Genomic DNA, 20,185 nt, shown 5'->3' with positions numbered 1-20,185 from the left:
CCGGCCCGCGCCCTATTGCCCGTAGCCCGGCGTCCCCGCCAATCGCACCGCTTCGCGCGCGGCCGCGAAAAGCGCGCCGGCCTTGGCCTCGCACTCGCGCTGTTCATAGGCGGGGTCGCTGTCGGCGACGATGCCTGCGCCGGCCTGAACGTGCATTTCGCCATCCTTTACGATCGCGGTGCGCAGCACGATGCAGCTGTCCATATTGCCGTCGGGCGCGAAATAGCCGACGCCGCCAGCATAGGGCCCGCGCGCGTCGGCTTCGAGTTCGGCGATGATCTGGCAGGCACGCACTTTGGGAGCGCCGCTGACCGTGCCCGCGGGGAAGCCGGCAAATAACGCATCGATCGCATCCTTGCCGGGCGCGATGCGGCCGATGACGTTTGAGACGATGTGCATGACGTGGCTGTAATATTCGACGGTATAGCTGTCGGTGACGGTGACCGATCCGCCGACCGCCGCGCGGCCGACGTCGTTGCGGCCGAGGTCGAGCAGCATCAGATGCTCGGCGCGTTCCTTGGGGTCGGCAAGCAGGCTGTCGCGATTCTCGACATCCTCGGCGCTCGTGCGCCCGCGTGGGCGCGTGCCGGCGATCGGGCGGATCGTGATCTCTCCGTCGCGCACCCGAACGAGGATTTCGGGCGACGAGCCGATCAGCGCGAAGCCGGGCAGGTCGAGAAAATAGAGGAAGGGCGAAGGGTTCACCCGGCGGAGCGCGCGATAAAGATCGAAGGGCGGCAGATCGAACGGGGTCGAAAAACGCTGCGACAGCACGACCTGGAAAATGTCGCCCGCGGCGATATAGTCCTTCGCCGCGGCGACCATTTCGGCGAAATGCGCGGGCGTGGTGGAGGGGTTGGCGGCGATCGCATCGGGCAGCGTCGCGGTCGTCGCGCGATCGGCGTGCGCGCTGGCGCTCGACAGGCGCGCGGCGATGGTGTCGAGACGATCCTGTGCGGCGTCGATCATCCGGTCGATCGCACCTTTCGCGTCGGGCCAGATCGGCGCAATCAGGAAGAGTTCGTCGGCGAGGCGGTCGAAGACGAGGATCACCGTGGGGCGCACGAATATCATGTCGGGCAGGCCGAGGCCGGCGCCCGGCGCGCGCGGGATGCGTTCTACGAGGCCGATCGTTTCATAGGCGAAGAAGCCGACGAGCGTCGCGAGCGCCTTCGGCAGTCCCTCGGGCACGTCGAAGCGGCATTCGGCGACGAGGTCGCGAAGCGCCTGCAGCGCGCCGGTTTCGAGCGGAGCGAAGGCTGCGCGGTCGCTGCGCCAGTCGCGGTTGATCCGCGCGGCGTCGCCGGTGGCCTCGAACATCAGGTCGGGGTCGAGCCCGATCAGGCTGTAGCGTCCGCGCGTTTCGCCGCTCTCGACCGATTCGAGCACCCAGTCGCCGCGTCCCGGCTCGATGAGCTTGAGCGCCGCCGAGACGGGGGTTTCGACATCCGCGATGAGGCGCTGCCAGACGACCGCGCCGCGACCCCGCGCCAGCGCCTCGAGCGCCGCGGCTCTGCCCTCCAGCGACATCTCCGGCTTATTCGACGACCGGCGCGTTGCCGGTGAGTTCGGCGCGCAGCTGGGCGACGAGATCCTTGTTGATCGTCACGCCGACGCGGCGCTTCGCTTCTGCGGCAAGCTGTTCGATCAACTCGTTGCCGAAGGCGGGGGCGAGCGGCTGGGCGATCGCGGCGACGCGCTGCGGCTCGATCGCTTTCGGATCGGGACGCTGCACATCGTTGAGCGCGATGACCATCCAGCCGCGATTGCCCGGGATTTCGAGCGTCTTGACGCTGTTCTTCGCCATCGAGAAGAGCAGGGCGAGTTCGGGCGGAACGGGCTTGCCGTCGGCGCCGAGCTCGGCGCGGCGGCCGCCGATCGCCTGCACGCTGCCGATGTTCGGACCTGCTGCGGCGACCGCTTCATTCAGGCTCTTGCCGCCCTCGACCGCCTTGACGATCGCGCGCGCCTTGTCGCGAGCGACCTTCTGCCCCTCGGCAAAGCGCCATTCGCTGAGCAGGTCGGCGCGGACTTGGGCGAAAGGCGGCGGCGCGGCGGCGACGATCGATTTTACCGCGTAGACGGCGAATTTCTCATTCTCGACGATCGTCGCGATATGGCCTTCGCCTTCGCCCGCGGCCTGGAAGGCCTGTGCGACGAGCGGAGCGAGTTCGGGCGCGGGTGCGAAGGCGGGCTGCTCCGGTGCGCGGCCGCTCGGCAGCAGCGCGGGAGTTTCGACGAGTTGGAGCTTGCGGTCGGCAGCGACTTCCTCGACCGACGCGCCGCCGTTCACGGCATCCTGAATCGCATTGTAATAATCGACGATCGCTTCGTTCGCCTTGTTCTTGGCGAGTTCGGCGCGGATTTCTTCGCTCGCCTGGGCCAGGGTGCGTGCGGGCTTGGCGGTCACCTCCTCGACGCGCGCGACAGTCCAGCCGAGGCCGGTCTGCGTCGGGCCAACGAGGTCCCCGCGCCGCGCCGCGAACGCGGTCTTCGCGGCGGCGGCGCTGGTCGTTGCTGCGTAGGCCGATTCGGTCAGGTCGCCGGTGGTCGAGGCCGAAAGCCCCGCCGCTTGCGCCGCTGCGGAGAGCGAGGTCCCGCCCCGAACCTTTGCGGCAAGCGCGTTCGCCGCCGCCTGATCGGGGAGGATCACCTGCGCGAAGCGGCGCGTTTCGCTCGCGCCATATTGCGCGGCATTGTCTTTATAAATCTTCGCGATTTCGGCATCGGTGACGGCGGGAACGGGCACGGCGTTGCGGTCGAAGAGAGCATATTGAATCACGCGGCGCTCGGGCACGGTGAACTTCGCCTTGTTCTGCGACAAGAAGGTCTGGAGCGCCGCGTCGCCGGGGTCGGCGGTCGGTGCGAAGGGGCTGGCGGGAATGAAGGTCGCCTGGCCGCGGCGCTGTTCGAGGAGAAGCGCGGCATAGGGCTGCGCCATGCCAAGCGCGATGCGCGGCATTTGCGCGATCGGCGCGGCGAGCTGTTCGACCAGGAGCTGCTGGCGAAGGTCGCGGCGAAGCTGCGCCTCGCTGATGCCGTTCTGGCGCAGGAAGTTTTCGAACACCGTCTGGTCGAACTTGCCCGACACACCCGCGAAAGCAGGCAGGTCGGCGATGCGGCCGTCTATCAGCCGCTTGCTGACGCCGAAGCCCATTTCGGTCGCGAACTGGTCGAACGCGGCCCCTTCGACGAGTTGATCGAGCACCTGGTCGATGCCACCCGATTCGACGAAAGCCGCCATCGTCAGGCCGGGCTGGTCCTGCCGCGCCTGGTTGTAGGCCTGACGGACGCGATCGCGCAGTTCGCCCACGCCGATATTCTCTCCGCCGACCTTCGCGACATTGGCGCCCCCAATCCCGCCGAAGGTCGAGTTGCCGGTGACGTCGCTGAGCGCAAAGGCGACCCCGACGAGCACGACGAAGGCGAGCGCGAGGAATTTGCCTATCGTCGAGGAAAACATGGCGCGGATGGCGGTAATCATGAAGCGGGCATTCTTTCCGGCAGGGCGCGGGTAAGCGCGATTGCGCGCTGCTTTAGGCGCGAGGCGGTGCGGTATCAAGGCTGGATGGGGTTTTGTGGCGTGCGACACGCCTTGCCTATGTCGCCCGCGCGCCGCTAGGGGCGATGCCAAGGTTTGAACAGTCGGAGAGGCGAGTAGATGGCGCGGCGCAAATATGTGGTCGGCAACTGGAAGATGAACGGATTGTCGGACGCCGTTGCCGAGGCACGGGCGATCTTCGCTGCGGCGGCGGAGCATGACGGCGTCGACGTCGCCCTCTGCCCGCCCTTTACGCTGATCGGGCCGATGGTCGCCGCAGCGCCGGGCGCGGCGGTCGGCGGGCAGGATTGCCACAGCGCGGCTTCGGGCGCCTTCACGGGGTCGGTCGCGGCGCCGATGCTGGCCGACATTGGCGCGCAGTTGGTGATCGTCGGGCATAGCGAGCGGCGCGAAGGGTTCGGCGAAAGCGACGCCGACGTGCGCGCCAAGGCAGAAGCGGGGCTGGCCGCTGGACTGGCGGTGATCCTTTGCGTCGGTGAGCCGCGCAAGGTGCGCGAATCGGGCGGGGCGATCGAGCATGTCCTGGCTCAGATCGCCGGTTCGGTGCCCGATGCGTTCGATCCGGCGCGCCTCGCCATCGCCTATGAGCCGATCTGGGCGATCGGAACAGGGCTGGTGCCGACGCTCGCCGATGTCGCCGCGATGCACGGCGCGATCCGCGGGGCGCTGGCCGCGCGGTTTGGTGGAGCGGCAGAAGAAATGCGCATTCTCTATGGCGGATCGGTCAATGGCGACAATGCCGCCGAATTGCTCGGCGCGGGCGACGTCGACGGCGCGTTGGTCGGCGGGGCAAGCCTGACGGCGGCGAAGTTCGTGCCGATCGTGGCGGCGGGAGCGGCCGTGGGTTGATCCATTCCGTCGCCCCCGCGAAGGCGGGGGCCGCAATCGGCCTTGCGCTACCTGTCCAGCGGCCCCCGCCTTCGCGGGGGCGACGGATTGTTTCCGAGGCGACGTATGGGTTGAAGCCAAGCCGCTTCGTCTCTATGTGCGCCGCGGGCGCGGTCCGTGTGAGGCCGTGCGAGTTCGGGAAATCACGATGTCCAGCCTTTTCACCTTCATACTCGTTCTGCAGGCACTTGTCGCCGCGGTGATGATCGGCGTCATCCTTATGCAGAAGTCGGAAGGTGGCGGTCTGGGTGTCGGCGGCAGCCCCGCCGGCCTGCTGTCGGCGCGCGGCGCGGCGGACTTCATGACCCGCGCGACGACCGTTCTCGCAACGGCGTTCGTTGCCCTCTCGATTCTGCTCGCGGCGATGGCCTCGGTCGGACGCAGCGGTTCGACGATCGACACCTCGCTGTCGAAATCGGCGCAGACGAGCGGTGCGGCCCCGTCCTCGTCGCTGTCAGGCCCGGCACAGCAAGCGCCCGCAAATGCGGCGCCCGTCTCGGCGAGCGACGATCCGCTGGCGGCTGCCGCCGCCGCGGCGGCAAGCCAGGAAGCCGCTCCGGCTCCCGCGCAGGCGCCCCCCGCCAAGAAATAACCGGCGGCTTCGGCCTCCGACCAAACCCGCACGGCGGAATTATTTTCCGCGGCAAGCGATTCGACGGCTTGCGCCGTCCCCCTCCCGTTGAGTAAGTCTTTCCTCCCATGGCGCGGTTCATTTTTATCACCGGCGGCGTGGTCTCCTCGCTTGGCAAAGGTTTGATGGCGGCTAGCCTCGCAGCCTTGTTGCAGGCGCGTGGCTATCGCGTCCGTATCCGGAAATTCGATCCCTATCTCAACGTCGATCCGGGCACGATGTCGCCCTATCAGCACGGCGAGGTCTATGTGACCGACGACGGGGCCGAGACCGACCTCGACCTCGGCCATTACGAGCGTTTCACGGGCGTTGCGGCGCGGCAGAGCGACAATGTCACCTCGGGCCGCATTTACCAGGGCATCATCGCCAAGGAACGCCGGGGCGACTATCTGGGTGCGACGGTGCAGGTCGTCCCGCACGTCACCGACGCGATCAAGGAATTCGCGCGCGCCGAGACCGACGACCTCGATTTCGTACTGTGCGAAATCGGCGGCACGGTCGGCGACATCGAATCGCTGCCCTTCATCGAAGCGATCCGCCAGCTCAAGAACGAGGTCGGACGCGACAATGCGATCTCGGTCCATGTCACGCTGGTACCCTATATCGCCGCCGCCGGCGAGCTGAAGACCAAGCCGACGCAGCATAGCGTGCGCGAACTGGCGTCGCTCGGCGTCCAGCCCGATATATTGCTCTGCCGTTGCGAAAAGCCGCTGCCCGAGACCGAGCGCGCAAAAATCGCGCAATTCTGCAACGTCCGCAAGGAAGCGGTGATCCCGGCGCTCGACGCCGACAGCATCTATTCGGTGCCCGTGCAATATCATGGCGAGGGACTCGACGCCGAAGTGCTGCATGCGTTCGGCATCCACGACGCGCCTGCGCCCGATCTGACGCGCTGGTACGACATCATGGACCGCAAGCAGCATCCCGAAGGCGAGGTCACGATCGGCGTTGTCGGCAAATATGTGTCGCTGCCCGACGCGTATAAGTCGCTGAACGAAGCGCTGGTCCATGGCGGCATGGCGCACCGGGTCAAGGTCAATATCCGCTGGCTCGACGCCGAAATGTTCGAGCGCGACGAGGATCTCGCCGCCAATCTCGAGCCGATGCACGGCATTCTCGTGCCCGGCGGATTCGGCGAGCGCGGATCCGAGGGCAAGATTTCGAGCGTGCGTTTCGCGCGCGAACGCGGGGTGCCCTTCTTCGGCATCTGCCTCGGCATGCAAATGGCGTGCATCGAGGGCGCGCGGAACACCAGCGGGATCGCCGACGCGTCGAGCACCGAATTCGGGCCAACGGGCGAGCCCGTCGTCGGCATGATTACCGAATGGATGAGCGACGAAGGCCTGCAGAAACGCGGCGCCGACACCGATCTGGGCGGCACGATGCGCCTCGGTGCCTATGAAGCGAAGCTGTCGCCGAACAGCCATGTCGCGAGCGTCTATGGCGCGAACGACATCAGCGAGCGCCACCGCCATCGTTACGAGGTCAACGGCGCCTATCGCGAGCAACTCGAAAAGGGCGGGCTGGTCTTTTCGGGCATGTCGCCCGATGGCATGCTGCCGGAAATCGTTGAGCGCCCGGACCATCCGTGGTTTATCGGGGTGCAGTTCCACCCGGAACTCAAGTCGAAGCCGTTCGATCCGCATCCCTTGTTCGCGGGATTCATCGAAGCGGCGGTGAAGCAGAGCCGGCTGGTTTAGAACGACGTAAAGGGGTGCAGGGGCAGATGGATCACGCGAAACTCGCCGAATTGCAGGGCCCCGACAGTATCTTTTCCGGCCTGACGATCGACGATTGGGCCGAAATCGCGCGCCGCGCGGTGCAGGTCAATTTCGTCAAGGGCAAGGAATTGCTCGTCCAGGGCGACCCGGGCGACATGATGCTGATCCTGACCGAAGGCACGGCGCGGGTGTCGATGCTGACCTCAAGCGGCCGCGAAATCGTGCTCGCCTATGCCGAGCCGGGTGCGGTTCTCGGCGAGATCGCGCTGCTCGACGGCGGCGAGCGCACCGCATCGGTGACCGCGACCAGCGCGGGCAGCGCGCTGCAGCTCGGACGCAACGCGCTCAAGGATTTTGCCGCAAGCCATCCCGAATTCGCCTGGTCGCTGATGCAGCAGCTCGCGCGACGGCTGCGCACCGCCGACCAGACGATCGAGAGCGACCGCGCCTATGCCTCGGGCCCGCGCCTCGCACGCTATCTGAAACGGCTGATTCGCAAGGATATCGACGCGTCGCAGCGCGTCGAGCTGAGCCAGACCGAACTGGGCAATTTCGCGGGCATGAGCCGCGAGCATATCAACCGCCAGCTCAAGAGCTGGGAGGAATCGGGGGTGATCTCGCTCGAACAGGGGCGCGTGCGCGTGCTCGATGCGGAGATGCTCGAGGATATTAGCGAGAGCGAGGGGTAGGCGGGTTTGCCGGGTCTTCCAAAAAACATTGGCTTGGCTGGAGGTATCTGATGTTCGCTAGGCTCTTGATGGTGGCATCGATAATGTTCGGGTTGGGCACGCCATGTTGGGCGAAAGCTATCCCCGAACTCACCGCCGAGCAGTGGCGCGAAGATGTCGATGCGCTTGTTGCGGGGCTCGAGAAAAACCATCGCGATCCCTGGAATTTCGTGTCGCGGGCGGAGGTTCTCCGGCTTGCCGACGAAGCGAAGCGTACGGCCAAAGCCGAAAACCAGGTGATGCTTATTGCGCTGCATAGGATCGCTGCCGCGATAGGGGACGGTCACACCTTCATCGCCGTTTCCAATATCTATGCTCGCTACCCGATCGAGGTTCGGTTTATCGAAGGCGATTTCCTTGTCACACGGTCGACTTCGGCAAACGCCGCAAGGCTCGGAGACAGGCTGGTCGCGATCGATGGCGTTGCTGTCGATAAGGCCGTCGAAAAATTGATGGCTTTGGTGCCGCGCAATGAGAATCGCTGGCATGAACGCCATGTCGTCGCCGGCCTTTTGACGCAGGCCGAGCCCTTGCACGCCATGGGTATCGTGCGCCGTATGGCCGGTGCGACTTTCACCTTAGAAGCGCCGGATGATAGGCGAGTGCATTTGAGGCTGGAGCCCTACGCCCCGTCGGCACAACCCGCCTTTGTGACGATCGGCCGCGACGGCCAGCCGACCGTAGACGCGGGCGCACGCGGGCTTAAACTCAGCATGCTGGGCGACGTCGCCTACCTCGATTTTGCGAGTTACCACGCGCTGAAGGAAGATAGCCCGGGTGTCTGGGCCGCCATCGACAAGGCCCAGGCACGCGCGTTGGTGATCGATTTTCGAAAAAATGGCGGCGGCTCGCTGCCTGCCGGACGGCAGAATATCGTTTATCCCGCGTGGAAGCGATCGCAGTTGAATAGGGGAGGCTGCCTGTTCGTCCTGACCGGGCCCATGACATTTTCCGCCGCGATGACGAATGTCACCGATATGCGCCGGGAAACCGAAGCGACAGTCGTCGGCTTGCCGGCGGGGGCGAAGCCGAACGGATATCAGGAGAATGGATGGTTCACCCTGCCAAATTCGGGCTTGCGCGTGTCGGCGGCGCAGCGCCGCTATCGGTTCGGCGCGGTCGGCGAAACGGCCGTAATGCCCGATCTTCAGGTTGAGCAGACGATTGAAGACTGGCGCAATGGCCGCGATACGGCCCTTAATGCCGCGCTTTCGAAGGCGCAGGGCTGCGAGCGCCTGAATGGAGCTGCAGGGTAAGTTTGCTGAAGTTCAGCCGGAACCACAACGCCCGGGCCTCGTTTTGCGAGACCCGGGCGCCTGTGACGAACATCGCCATCCCCCTTGTTGCAGGCCTGGCGAAAGGCCTGCACTCCCTGGAGCCGGGCCTTTGGGCCGCGTTGAACCAGAAGCCTTGGGGTAGGTCGCGGGGGCGGCTTTGTCACCCTCTCATGGCCAATTGGGCCCGATTTTGCGGGCCGCTGTGACCTATGGGCAACACATTCCTATAATGATTTGGGGTTTGACGTAGCGCTGGCGCCCATTGCCAGCGGTGTTTGACCTGCCTAAAGCGGCGTTATGCGTGTCACTACACATGCGCCGCAAAGGCCGATCGCTTCATGATCCTGCGTCCATACGAGCGCACCATTTTCAAACGCTATTTGCTTCCGCAGCGCGGCGAGGGGTTCATCTTTGTCGCGGCGGCGTTCAGCTTCACCGCGGTGATGCTCGGTGTCGCGGCGCTGGTCGTGGTGATGAGCGTGATGAACGGCGTGCGCAGCGACTTGTTCGACAAGATCGTCGGGCTGAACGGCCACGCGGTCGTCCAGGGATTCGGCGGGCGGATCGACGATTGGCAGGGCGTGCTGAAAGAGGCGAAGGCGACGCCAGGCGTCGTTTCGGCAACCCCGCTGATCGAACAGCCCTTGCTTGCGACCTTCAGCGGGCGGGTCGAGGGCGTGCTGGTGCGCGGCATGACGGTGCCCGACATCCGGAGTAACAAGACGCTGGGCGGAAAGGTCCTGCAGGGCAGCCTCGCCACCCTGACCGCGGGTTCGGGCAATGTCGCGATCGGCAGCGAACTCGCCCGCAATCTGGGCGCGCAGGTCGGGTCGAACGTCACGATCATCAATCCGCAGGGCCGCTCGACGCCGTTCGGGACGGTGCCGCGCGAAATCAGCTACCGCGTGACGGCGATTTTCGAGATCGGCGTCTATGATTTCGACAAGGCCTATATCGTTATGCCAATGGAGGATGCGCAGCTGCTGCTGCTCACCGGCGATGCGGTGCAGATGATAGAGGTCAAGACCGAGGACCCTGACCGCGTAGGCAAGATCATGCAGCCGCTCGCCGAAAAGCTCGCGGCGCGCGCGGTCGTCTCCGACTGGCGATCGATGAACGCGAGCCTGTTCGAGGCGCTGTCGATCGAGCGCGTCGCGATGTTCGTGATCCTGTCGCTGATCATCCTCGTCGCGTCGTTCAACATCATCTCGTCGCTGATCATGCTCGTGCGCGCCAAGACGCGCGACATGGCGATTTTGCGGACGATGGGCGCGCCGCGCGACGCGGTGATGCGCATCTTCATGGCGATCGGGCTGTCGATCGGTGTCGCGGGTACGATCGCCGGGATGATCGTCGGTTTCTCCTTGCTCTATTTCCGCCAGGGTGTGCTGCGCGGGGTCGAGTTTCTGACCGGTCAGCCGCTGTGGGATCCGTCGATCCGCTTCCTCACCGAATTGCCGTCGAAACCCGATCCGGTCGAGATCACCGCGATCGTGATCATGGTGATCGTGTTCAGCTTCCTCGCGACGCTCTATCCCGCATACAAGGCGGCGAATACCGACCCCGTGCAGGTGCTGCGCTATGAATGATGTCGCGCTGGAACTGGTGGGGCTGAAGCGCAGCTTCCGCCAAGGCGAGGTCACGATCGAAGTGCTGCGCGGCGTCAACGCCTCGCTGCGGCGCGGCGAGATCGTCGCACTGCTCGGGCCATCGGGTTCGGGCAAGTCGACGATGCTACAGGCGGTCGGCCTGCTTGAGGGCGGCTTTGAGGGCGTCATCCGGATCGACGGTGAGGACGTCACGCGCTTCGAGCAGGGCGAGCGGACGAAGACGCGGCGCGAGAAGATCGGCTTCGTCTATCAATTCCATCATTTGCTGCCCGATTTCAACGCGATCGAGAATGTCGTGCTGCCGCAGCTGATCCGCGGCGCAGGGCAGGCGGAAGCCGAGGAGCGCGCGGCCGACCTGCTCGGGCGGCTGGGGCTGGGCGAGCGGCTCCATCACAAGCCGAGCAAGCTGTCGGGCGGCGAACAGCAGCGCGTCGCGGTGGCGCGCGCGCTCGCGAACCGGCCTTTGCTGGTGCTCGCCGACGAGCCGACGGGCAATCTCGACGAGGCGACCGCCGACCGCGTGTTCGACCAGTTCGTCGGTCTCGTGCGCGATCATGGCTCGGCGGCGCTTGTCGCCACGCATAACGAGCGGCTGGCGGCCAAGATGGACCGCGTGCTTCGCTTGCACGAAGGGCATATCGAGGCGTAGGCTGACGCCGGCAGGAGGGGACCGAATATGGCGCTTTACGATCTTTCGGCGAAATTGCCCGGCGGCGGGACGCAGTCGCTGGCCGATTACCGCGGCAAGGTGCTGCTGATCGTCAACACCGCATCGAAATGCGGCTTCACCCCGCAATATGAGGGGCTGGAGGAACTGTATCGCGACTATAAGGATCGCGGGTTCGAAATCCTCGCCTTCCCGTGCAACCAGTTTGGCGCGCAGGAGCCGGGGGACGCCGAGGAAATCAGGAATTTCTGTTCGCTGACCTATGATGTGAGCTTTCCGCTGATGGCCAAGATCGACGTCAACGGCGACGATGCCGATCCGATCTTCAAACATCTGAAGAAGGAAAAGACCGGCCTGCTCGGCAGCGGCATCAAGTGGAATTTCACCAAATTCCTCGTCGACCGGAACGGCAAGACGGTGTCGCGCCACGCGCCGACGACGAAGCCCGAGCAATTGCGCAAAGAGATCGAGGAACTGCTGGGTTAAGCCTTGGCAGAATCACCGCTGTCACTGTAGCGTCATCCGATGGCCTACAGCCCCTTTGTTCCCCTACGCGTCTTTTCCAGTTTTACCATGCTGGAGGGGGCGATCGAGCCCAAGGCGATTGCGAAGGCCGCGCGCGAGCGCGGGTTTCCGGCAATCGCCGTTGCCGACCGCAACGGGCTTTACGGCGTCATGGCATTTGGCGAGGCGTGCAAGGCGGCGGGGGTGCAGCCGATCGTCGGAACCCTGCTCAGCGTCGCGCGGCCCGGGCAGCGGATAGCGAACGGCGCGCCGCTGATCGACTGGCTCGCACTCTATGCGCAGGATGATGCGGGATATGACAATCTGTGCGCGCTGGTGTCGGCGGCGCACCTCGGCCGCCCGGTCGAGCAGGACCCGCATGTGCTGCTGTCTGACATAGCGGGCAAAACCGATGGGTTGATCTGCCTGACCGGCGGCGGCGAAGGCGCGCTCGCGCGGTTGCTCGCGGGCGAGCAGAAGAGCGCGGCAGAGGATTATGTCGAGCAGTTGGAGGCGCTATTCGGCGGGCGGCTCTATATCGAGCTGTCGCGGCGCGGCGATGAGGTCGAGAAGGCGGCCGAGGATGCGCTGATCGATCTGGCCTATGCGCGCGCGCTGCCGATCGTCGCGACCAACCCGGCGAATTTCGTCGAGCCGCAGTTCCATCCCGCACACGATGCGATGCTGTGCATCGCGCAGTCGGCCTATGTCGAGAGCGAGGATCGCCGCGTTTCGAGCCCCGAAGCGTGGCTCAAGCCCGCCGAGGCGATGGAGGACGCTTTCTCCGATCTGCCCGAGGCGATCCGCAACACGCTGGTCGTCGCGCAGCGCTGCGCCTTCATGGCGCCGAAGCGCAAGCCGATCCTGCCCAGCCTTGCGGGCGATCGCGAGGGCGAAGCGGCGCAATTGAAGGCCGACGCGCACGCGGGGCTGGCGGCGCGGCTCGCGCACTATCCCGACCTCTCCGACGAAGACCGCGAGGCCTATGTCACGCGGCTCGATTTCGAAGTCGACGTCATCACCCAGATGGGCTTTCCGGGATACTTTCTGATCGTTGCCGACTTCATCAAATGGGCGAAGGCGCACGATATCCCGGTGGGGCCGGGGCGCGGGTCGGGTGCGGGCAGCGTCGTCGCCTGGGCACTTACGATCACCGACCTCGATCCCTTGAAGCTCGGCCTGCTGTTCGAGCGCTTCCTCAACCCCGAGCGCGTGTCGATGCCCGACTTCGACATCGATTTCTGTGAAACGCGGCGCGGCGAAGTGATCCGCTATGTCCAGGAGAAATACGGCCGCGATACCGTCGCGCAGATCATCACCTTCGGTAAGCTGAAGGCGCGTGCGGTGCTCAAGGACACCGGGCGCGTGCTCCAGATGAGCTATGGGCAGGTCGACCGGCTGGCGAAGCTGGTGCCGAACCATCCGACCGATCCGTGGACGCTCGAACGCGCGCTCAACGGCGTTGCCGAGCTGATGACCGAATATAAGCAGGACGATGGGGTACGGCGCCTGTTCGACATGGCCCGCCAGCTCGAAGGCCTACCGCGGCACAGCTCGACCCACGCCGCAGGGGTGGTGATCGGCGACCGCCCTCTCGACCAGCTCGTCCCACTCTATCGCGACCCGCGCTCGGACATGCCGGTGACCCAGTTCGACATGAAATATGTCGAGACCGCAGGGCTGGTGAAATTCGACTTTCTGGGCCTCAAGACGCTGTCGGTGCTGAAGGAGGCACGCCGCCTGCTTGCGCTGCGCGGAGTCGACGTCGATCTCGACGCGCTCGCTTGGGACGACGAGGAAGTCTATGCGTTGCTCCAGCGCGGCGAGACCGTCGGGGTGTTCCAGCTGGAATCCGAAGGGATGCGGCGCACGCTTTCAGCGGTGAAACCGACCAATTTCGGCGACATCATCGCGCTCGTCGCGCTCTATCGCCCCGGTCCGATGGACAATATCCCGCTGTTCGGCGCGCGCAAGAACGGGCGCGAGGCGATCGCCTATCCGCATCCTTTGCTCGAGGGCATCCTCGCCGAAACCTACGGCATCTTCGTCTATCAGGAACAGGTGATGCAGGCCGCGCAGATACTGGCGGGCTACAGCCTCGGCGGTGCCGACCTGCTACGCCGCGCGATGGGCAAGAAGGTCCAGGCCGAGATGGACGCGCAGCGCGAAACCTTCGTCAAAGGCTGCGGCGAGCATAACCAGATCGCGCCGAAGGCCGCGAACGAGCTGTTCGATTTGATCGACAAGTTCGCGGGTTATGGCTTCAACAAGAGCCATGCGGCAGCCTACGCCTTGCTATCCTATCAGACGGCGTGGCTGAAAGCGCATTATCCGCACGAATTTTTCGCCGCGTCGATGTCGTTCGATAGCCACCAGACCGACAAGCTGTCTATCTTCATCGACGACATGCGCCGGCTCGACGTCGGAATCTCGCCGCCGTCGGTCAACGACAGCGAGGCCGATTTCTCGGTCGGACGCAGTGATGAGGGGCTGACGGTGCGCTACGCACTCGGCGCGCTCAAGGGGGTGGGCGAGAAGGCGATGGAGGCGCTCGTCGCCGAACGCGCGAAGGGCGATTTCGTCAGCCTTGACGATTTTGCGAGCCGGATCGACCCCAAGCTGCTCAACCGGCGGCAGATCGAGGCGCTGGCGGCGGCGGGGGCGTTCGACTGTATCGAGCCCGACCGCCCGCGCGCCTTTGCCGGCGCCGAAAGCCTGCTCGCCTGCGCGAACAGCTCGGCGCACGAACGTTCGACGGGGCAGGGCGGCCTGTTCGGCGGCGACATCGCGATCGCGCCCGCGCTGCAACTGCCCGCCGCCGAACCATGGACGCTCGCCGAGCGGATGACGCGCGAGAAGGACGCCTTCGGCTTCTATTTCTCGTCGCATCCGGTCGAGCAATATGAAGCGATCGTCTCGGCGCGCGGCGCGCGCTCCTATGGCGATATCTGCGACAATGTCGAAATGACGCCGGGAACGCGCATCCCGATGGTGATGGCGGCGATGGTCGAAAGCGCGCGCCCGCGCGTGTCGCAGCGCGGCAACCGCTTCCTCAACCTGACGCTGTCGGACCGCAGCGGCCAGTTCCAGTCGAGCTGCTTCGACGAAATCGCCGGAAAGACGCTCGAGGCGCTGGCGGCCGAGGGCGGCTGCGCGATGCTGTCGGTCGAACTCGATCTGCTCGAAGGCGAGGAAACGCCGCGGGTCACCGTACGCGGTGCGCAGTCGCTGGCCGATATGGCTGCGACCGCCGCGCTCCAGCTGACCTGCCGCGTCGACACGTCGGCGGCGATCGAGGACATCGCGCGGCTGCTCGTCAAGCGCGACGATGCAAAGGGCCGCGTGATCGTCACTACGATCGATCCGCTGACCGATGACGAGATCCGTATCGAACTCGGCCGCGGCTTCGCGCTCGGCCCCGACACGGTATCGCGGCTCGACATGGTCGCGGGCGTGACCCAGCCCGCGCTGTCGCTCGTCGCGCCGCGCGAATTCCGGGCGCGCTAAGCCTCCTTCCCCCTTGCGTGTCGGGGGTTTCCGACCCTATCCATTGCCGGCAACGATATATATATTTGAGGATGCCGGACCATGGGAATGCAGGGCCAGCCGCTGCTCGTCACGAGCCTGATCGATCATGCCGCGCGCGAACATAGCGGTCGCGAAATCGTATCGCGATGGGCGGACGGTAGCATGACGCGATCGAACTGGGGAGAAGTCGGCACCGACGCGCGCCGGTTCGCCGCCGCGATGGTGAGACTGGGGATGAAGAAGGGCGACCGCATCGCGACGCTCGCGATGAACCACGGCCACCATCTGGTCAGCTGGTACGGCACTGCGGGCATGGGCGGCGTGCTGCATACGGTGAACCCGCGGCTGTTCGACGAACAGCTGATCTATATCATCAATCATGCCGAAGACCGGGTGCTGCTGTTCGACGCGATGTTCCTGCCGATCGTCGAACGGCTGCGTTCGAAACTGCCGACTGTCGAGCATTTCATCCTGTTCGACGCCCCGGCGCGCGAGGGCTATCTTTCCTATCGCGACCTGATCGATGCCGAAGACGGCAGCTTCAAATGGGTTTCCCTCGACGAGCGCGATCCGGTGGGGCTTTGCTATACCAGCGGGACGACGGGCAACCCGAAGGGCGTGCTCTATGAGCATCGCTCGAACGTCATCCACGCGATCACCGAGATCCAGCCCGACGTGTTCGACATGTCGAACCGCAGCGTGGTGCTGCCGATCGTGCCGATGTTCCACGCGAACAGCTGGGGCATTCCCTTTGCCGCCGCGACCGTCGGCGCGAAGCTGGTCTTTTCCGCGACCAACGACGCGCAGGTACTGTGCGACCTGATGCACGACGAGGGCGTCACCCACAGCGCGGGCGTACCGACGGTGTGGATCGCTATGTTCGCACATATGGACGCGACGGGGATCGGCTATGGCAAGCTGCACCGCGTGATCATCGGCGGGTCGGCGTGCCCGCGCGCGATGATCGAGCGGTTCATGACGGCGGGGATCGACGTCGGCCATGCGTGGGGGATGACCGAAACCTCGCCGATCGGAACGATGGGCAAAAGACCGTGGAATTGGGACGAAATGAGCTTTGACGAGCGCGTCGACATCGTCGCGCGGCAGGGCTGCCCGCCGTTCGGCGTCGAACTGCGCGTCGTCGACGACGAGGACAAGGAATTGCCGCGCGACGGCGAGACGAGCGGGCGGCTGCAATGTCGCGGTCCGTGGATCATCCAGCGCTATTTCAAGGCCGATGCCGACGCGGCCGATGCGGACGGCTGGTTCGATACGGGCGATGTCGCGGTGCTGCATCCCGACGGCGTCATGCAGATCACCGACCGCGCGAAGGATGTGATCAAATCGGGCGGCGAATGGATCAGTTCGATCGAGCTCGAAAACGCTGCGGTCGGCGCGCCGGGAGTGCAGGAAGCCGCTGCGGTCGGCGTCTATCATCCCAAGTGGGACGAGCGACCGATCCTGCTGATCGTGAAGAAGCCGGGTGCCGAGGTGAACGAAGCCGCGATCGTCGGCTATCTCAAGGACAAGGTTGCCAAATGGTGGCTGCCCGACGAGATTGTCTTCGTCGACGAGTTGCCGCACACCGCGACGGGCAAGATTTTGAAGCGCCAGATCCGCGACGATTACAAGGATTACAGGCTACGGTCGCTGACCGCGGCCTAAAACAGCTCCATCTGTCCCTCGCGTTCGGGCGGGCGGAACAGGTCGCTGCGGATCGGCGGGAAGCTTTTATCCATGCCATGTTCGCGCGCGGCGCGCTTGACGCGGGTGCGGATGAGCTGCGCCCAGACGCCGTGGCCGCGCATGCGGGTGAAGAACTGGGCGTCGTTGTCGCGGCCGCCGCGAATGTCCTGCACCATGTGCATTACCTTGGCGGCGCGGTCGGGATAGTGCGCTTCGAGCCAGGCGCGGAACAGCGGTGCAACCTCATAGGGGAGGCGCATCAATATGTAGGACGCTCGGATTGCCCCTGCTTCGGCCGCTGCCTGCATAATCGCCTCGATCTCGTGATCGGTAATTGCGGGGATGATCGGCGATATATTGACCTGTGTCGGAACGCCCGCGTCGATCAGCTTGCGGATCGCGGCGAGGCGGCGGCGCGGATGCGGCGCGCGGGGTTCGAGCGTGCGCGCAATGGCCGGATCGAGCGTGGTCACCGACACCGCGACGCCGACCAGATTGTCGCGCGCCATGTCGGCGAGCAGGTCGATGTCGCGCAACACGCGGTCGGACTTGGTCGTGATGATCAGTGGGTGGCGCGTTTCGGCGAGCACTTCAACCACCGAACGCGTAACGCCCCATTCGCGCTCGATTGGCTGATAACCATCGGTGTTGGTGCCGATTGCGAGCGGCGCGGGCTTGTAATTACGCTTGGCGAGTTCGGTGCGCAGCAGCTTCGCGGCGTCGGGTTTGGCGAAGAGCCTGCTTTCGAAATCGAGACCCGGCGACAGGTCGTGGAAGGCGTGCGTCGGGCGAGCGAAGCAATAGATGCAGCCGTGCTCGCAGCCGCGATAGGGGTTGATCGAGCGATCGAAGCTGATGTCGGGAGATTTGTTGCGTGCAATGATGGTCTTGGGATGCTCGACGGTCACCGTCGTGCGCAATTTGGGCGCTTCGCCATCGATTTCGTTTGCAGCGTCGAGCCAGTCGCCATCGGCTTCGCGGTCGAGCGAGCCGGTGCGGGTCGGGCGCAAATTGGTCGGGGCGCCGCGGCCCAGGATCGGGGGCGGGGGCTTCGATGAGTCCATCGGCGCAGCGTATCGCGACGAACGGAACAAAGAAAGAACAAATAGCCTATTCGGTGAGGCGCGGCATCAGCTCGACGAAGTTGCACGGCTTGTGGCGGCTGTCGAGCTGGGTGGACAAAATGCCTTCCCAAGCGTCGGTCACCGCGCCGGTCGAACCGGGGAGCGCGAAGATATAGGTACCGCGCGCGACGACGGCGCAGGCGCGCGACTGGATCGTCGAGGTGCCGATCGTCCGATAGCTGAGCCAGCGGAACAGCTCGCCAAAACCCGGAATATCCTTGCCGTCGAGGCGGTGCAGCGCCTCGGGCGTGACATCGCGGCCGGTCAGGCCGGTGCCGCCGGTGGTGATGACGACATCGACCTCGGGGTCGTCGATCCAATTGTGGAGACGCGAGACGATCAGATCGGTGTCGTCCTTGATGAGCGCGCGCGCGGCGAGGGTATGGCCGGCGCCGGTCAAGAGTTCCTCGAGCTTGTCACCCGACCGGTCGTCGGCGGCGCTGCGGCTGTCCGAAATCGTCAGGAGCGCGATGCGGACAGACCTGAACGCCAGGCTCTCGTCAATCGGCATTCGCGAAATCGCCAGCATAGGTCAGGCGCGTGCGGTCCTTCCCGTCGGGAAAGCGCGGCCATTTGCCCTGCGCCAGCGCGGCACGGCTGACCGACGGCTTGCCTTGCTGCGCTTCGTACATCCAGTAATTGCGCAGCACGATCCCGACATAGCCGCGCGTTTCCCAATAGGGGATCGATTCCATGTAGAGCAGCGGATCGCCATTGTCGCGGATTTCGGTCTGCCAGCGCGCGATCGGCGCGGGGCCGGCGTTATAGGCGGCGATCACCTTGGGGAGCTGGCCGCCAGTCGCGGGGTCGCGGCTAAGATATTGCAGATAACGCTGGCCGAGATCCATGTTCACGGCGGGGGTCTTGAGATCGCCGAGGGCCGCGACCGCGCCTTCCCAGCGCACAATGTCGCGCGCGGTGCCGGGGCGCACCTGCATCAGCCCGGTCGCGCCCGCCGGGCTCACGACGCCGCGCTGAAAGCGGGATTCCTGGAGTGTGTGGGCAAAGACCAGCGCCGGATCGACGCGCCAGCCACCATTCGGTTCCCATTTCGGCTGCGGATAACGGGCCTGCACGGCGGGCTTGCGGCCGTGCGGCGTGTTGTGGGCGAGATAAAGCTGCGTTTCGGGCAGGCTGAGCGCGCCCGCCATGGCGATCAGCTGGGCATGTTGATCGGCGTTGCCAATCTGGGCCTGATGCCGCAGCGCTTGGCCCGCGTAGACATCCTCGCCGATCTCGGCGAGCGCCATCGCGACGCGGACGTTAGGCAGTTTCTCGAGCGCGCGCCACGCGCTCCGGTCGGCGCGGACATTCTCGCGCTGACTCGCGGCCTCGACGCCCAGCGATTCGGCCGCGAGCAGACCGTAGAAGGTTTCCCCGTTGGCGGCGGCGGCGCGCAGGCGCGGTTGCACCAGCGCGGGCTGTCCGGCGGCGACTGCGGCGCGCGATGCCCAATAATAGGCCGCAGCGCGCTGTTCGCTGTCGGGCGCTTCCTTGGCGACGCGGTCGAATGCGGCGAGCGCGGTTCGGTAATCGCGAAGCCGCCACGAAGCGAGACCTTGCACCCAGGCGCCCTGCGTCGCCCAGGCGCCGCCGCCTGCCGTGCAGGCGAGCGACAGGCGCAGCGCATTCTGATCGTCATTCTCGATATAATAGGACCAGGCGACCTTTTGCGTCCATTCGGCGCGCGCCGCGGGGCTGAGCTGGTCGATGACGGCATTGAGCAGCCCTTCGGCGCCTGCGGGGTCGTCATTCTTGATCCGGTCGGGGATCGTAGCGGCAAGACGCGAGGCCGCCGGGTCGCTGACGCTGTCGGCACCGAGCCGGCGCGGCGCGCTGCCAGCCCAGGCGAGACGCGTTTCAAACGGCAGGGTCGGCAGATCGGTTGCGCCGCGCTTGGTCGCGAGGCGGCCGAGCTGCGCGGCCTGCGGCAACCAGGGCGAACGCGAAAGGATCGGCATGATGTCGGCGACTTCGGCGCGCGGGCTGTTCGCGGCGGTGAGCAATTCGGCGCGCAGGAAGTCGGTGAGCGGGCCGTTATCGGAACCGTCGAGCAGGGATTTGGCCTCGGCCCAACGCTGACCGCGGATCGCGGTGAGGACTTGCGTGTAAAGCTGCTTCTGCTTCGATGACAGGATATCGGGCACCGTTTGCGGCGCCGAGGCGAAATCGCGGTCGCCGGCATCGGCAGCGAACGCCGGTGCGGCAGCGGCGAGCGAAAGCGCCATTGCGGCGCCCGAGAGAAGGTTTCTGGTCATA

15 protein-coding genes are annotated in these 20,185 nt (G+C 65.4%); 10 read left to right on the top strand and 5 right to left on the bottom strand.

Annotated elements, in window-relative coordinates; genetic code table 11:
* Nucleotides 1–12: 12 nt before the first annotated feature.
* Together trpE and E5675_RS11285 are read right to left on the bottom strand one after the other, a co-directional pair.
* A complete protein-coding gene (trpE, locus tag E5675_RS11290; RefSeq protein ID WP_136174604.1) occupies nucleotides 13–1,530 on the bottom strand; it encodes an anthranilate synthase component I in 1,518 nt (505 codons plus the stop codon).
* 7 nt (nucleotides 1,531–1,537) lie between these two features.
* Entirely contained in the window at nucleotides 1,538–3,484 is a 1,947-nt protein-coding gene (locus tag E5675_RS11285; RefSeq protein ID WP_247594583.1) for a peptidylprolyl isomerase, read from the bottom strand.
* Nucleotides 3,485–3,661: 177 nt separating this feature from the next.
* On the opposite strand from E5675_RS11285, the gene tpiA reads away from it, so the two are divergent.
* From tpiA to E5675_RS11235, 10 genes are all read left to right on the top strand, one after another.
* Nucleotides 3,662–4,411: a triose-phosphate isomerase gene (gene tpiA / locus E5675_RS11280; protein WP_136174603.1), complete on the top strand. Its 750-nt coding sequence runs from the start codon at nucleotides 3,662–3,664 to the stop codon at nucleotides 4,409–4,411.
* Nucleotides 4,412–4,598: 187 nt separating this feature from the next.
* Nucleotides 4,599–5,042, top strand: coding sequence for a preprotein translocase subunit SecG (gene secG / locus E5675_RS11275; protein ID WP_136174602.1), 444 nt, complete (start codon nucleotides 4,599–4,601; stop codon nucleotides 5,040–5,042).
* A 107-nt stretch (nucleotides 5,043–5,149) separates the two neighbouring features.
* On the top strand, nucleotides 5,150–6,781 hold the full coding sequence (locus E5675_RS11270) for a CTP synthase (RefSeq protein WP_136174601.1): 1,632 nt from the start codon (nucleotides 5,150–5,152) through the stop codon (nucleotides 6,779–6,781).
* Nucleotides 6,782–6,807: 26 nt separating this feature from the next.
* The gene (locus E5675_RS11265) at nucleotides 6,808–7,491 is read left to right on the top strand and encodes a Crp/Fnr family transcriptional regulator (protein WP_136174600.1); all 684 of its coding nucleotides are present in this window, start codon (nucleotides 6,808–6,810) and stop codon (nucleotides 7,489–7,491) included.
* Between the two features lie 50 nt (nucleotides 7,492–7,541).
* The gene (locus E5675_RS11260; protein ID WP_136174599.1) at nucleotides 7,542–8,786 is read left to right on the top strand and encodes a hypothetical protein; all 1,245 of its coding nucleotides are present in this window, start codon (nucleotides 7,542–7,544) and stop codon (nucleotides 8,784–8,786) included.
* Nucleotides 8,787–9,145: 359 nt separating this feature from the next.
* Entirely contained in the window at nucleotides 9,146–10,396 is a 1,251-nt protein-coding gene (locus E5675_RS11255) for a lipoprotein-releasing ABC transporter permease subunit (RefSeq protein ID WP_136174598.1), read from the top strand.
* Nucleotides 10,389–11,066 (top strand): ABC transporter ATP-binding protein, encoded by a 678-nt coding sequence (locus E5675_RS11250; RefSeq protein ID WP_136174597.1) that lies wholly within the window; start codon nucleotides 10,389–10,391, stop codon nucleotides 11,064–11,066. Before E5675_RS11255 ends, E5675_RS11250 begins: the two co-directional genes overlap by 8 nt.
* A 27-nt stretch (nucleotides 11,067–11,093) precedes the next feature.
* The gene (locus tag E5675_RS11245) at nucleotides 11,094–11,570 is read left to right on the top strand and encodes a glutathione peroxidase (protein ID WP_136174596.1); all 477 of its coding nucleotides are present in this window, start codon (nucleotides 11,094–11,096) and stop codon (nucleotides 11,568–11,570) included.
* 39 nt (nucleotides 11,571–11,609) lie between these two features.
* On the top strand, nucleotides 11,610–15,095 hold the full coding sequence (dnaE, locus tag E5675_RS11240) for a DNA polymerase III subunit alpha (protein WP_136174595.1): 3,486 nt from the start codon (nucleotides 11,610–11,612) through the stop codon (nucleotides 15,093–15,095).
* 81 nt (nucleotides 15,096–15,176) lie between these two features.
* Entirely contained in the window at nucleotides 15,177–16,781 is a 1,605-nt protein-coding gene (locus tag E5675_RS11235; RefSeq protein ID WP_136174594.1) for a long-chain fatty acid--CoA ligase, read from the top strand.
* Here E5675_RS11235 and E5675_RS11230 read toward each other — a convergent pair.
* The 3 genes from E5675_RS11230 to E5675_RS11220 are packed head-to-tail and all read right to left on the bottom strand — an operon-like array spanning nucleotide 16,778 to nucleotide 20,184.
* Entirely contained in the window at nucleotides 16,778–17,866 is a 1,089-nt protein-coding gene (locus E5675_RS11230; protein WP_136174593.1) for a PA0069 family radical SAM protein, read from the bottom strand. The two genes, E5675_RS11235 and E5675_RS11230, sit on opposite strands and share 4 nt — an antisense overlap.
* 46 nt (nucleotides 17,867–17,912) lie before the next feature.
* On the bottom strand, nucleotides 17,913–18,437 hold the full coding sequence (moaB, locus tag E5675_RS11225) for a molybdenum cofactor biosynthesis protein B (RefSeq protein ID WP_136174592.1): 525 nt from the start codon (nucleotides 18,435–18,437) through the stop codon (nucleotides 17,913–17,915).
* A complete protein-coding gene (locus E5675_RS11220) occupies nucleotides 18,427–20,184 on the bottom strand; it encodes a lytic transglycosylase domain-containing protein (protein ID WP_247594582.1) in 1,758 nt (585 codons plus the stop codon). The genes moaB and E5675_RS11220 overlap by 11 nt, the downstream gene beginning before the upstream one ends.
* Nucleotide 20,185 lies beyond the last annotated feature (1 nt).

The organism is Sphingopyxis sp. PAMC25046 (assembly GCF_004795895.1).
In the GTDB taxonomy this organism is placed as follows: domain Bacteria; phylum Pseudomonadota; class Alphaproteobacteria; order Sphingomonadales; family Sphingomonadaceae; genus Sphingopyxis.
Note: the sequence above shows the minus strand (reverse complement) of the source record. Positions and strands in the feature narration are given on the sequence as shown.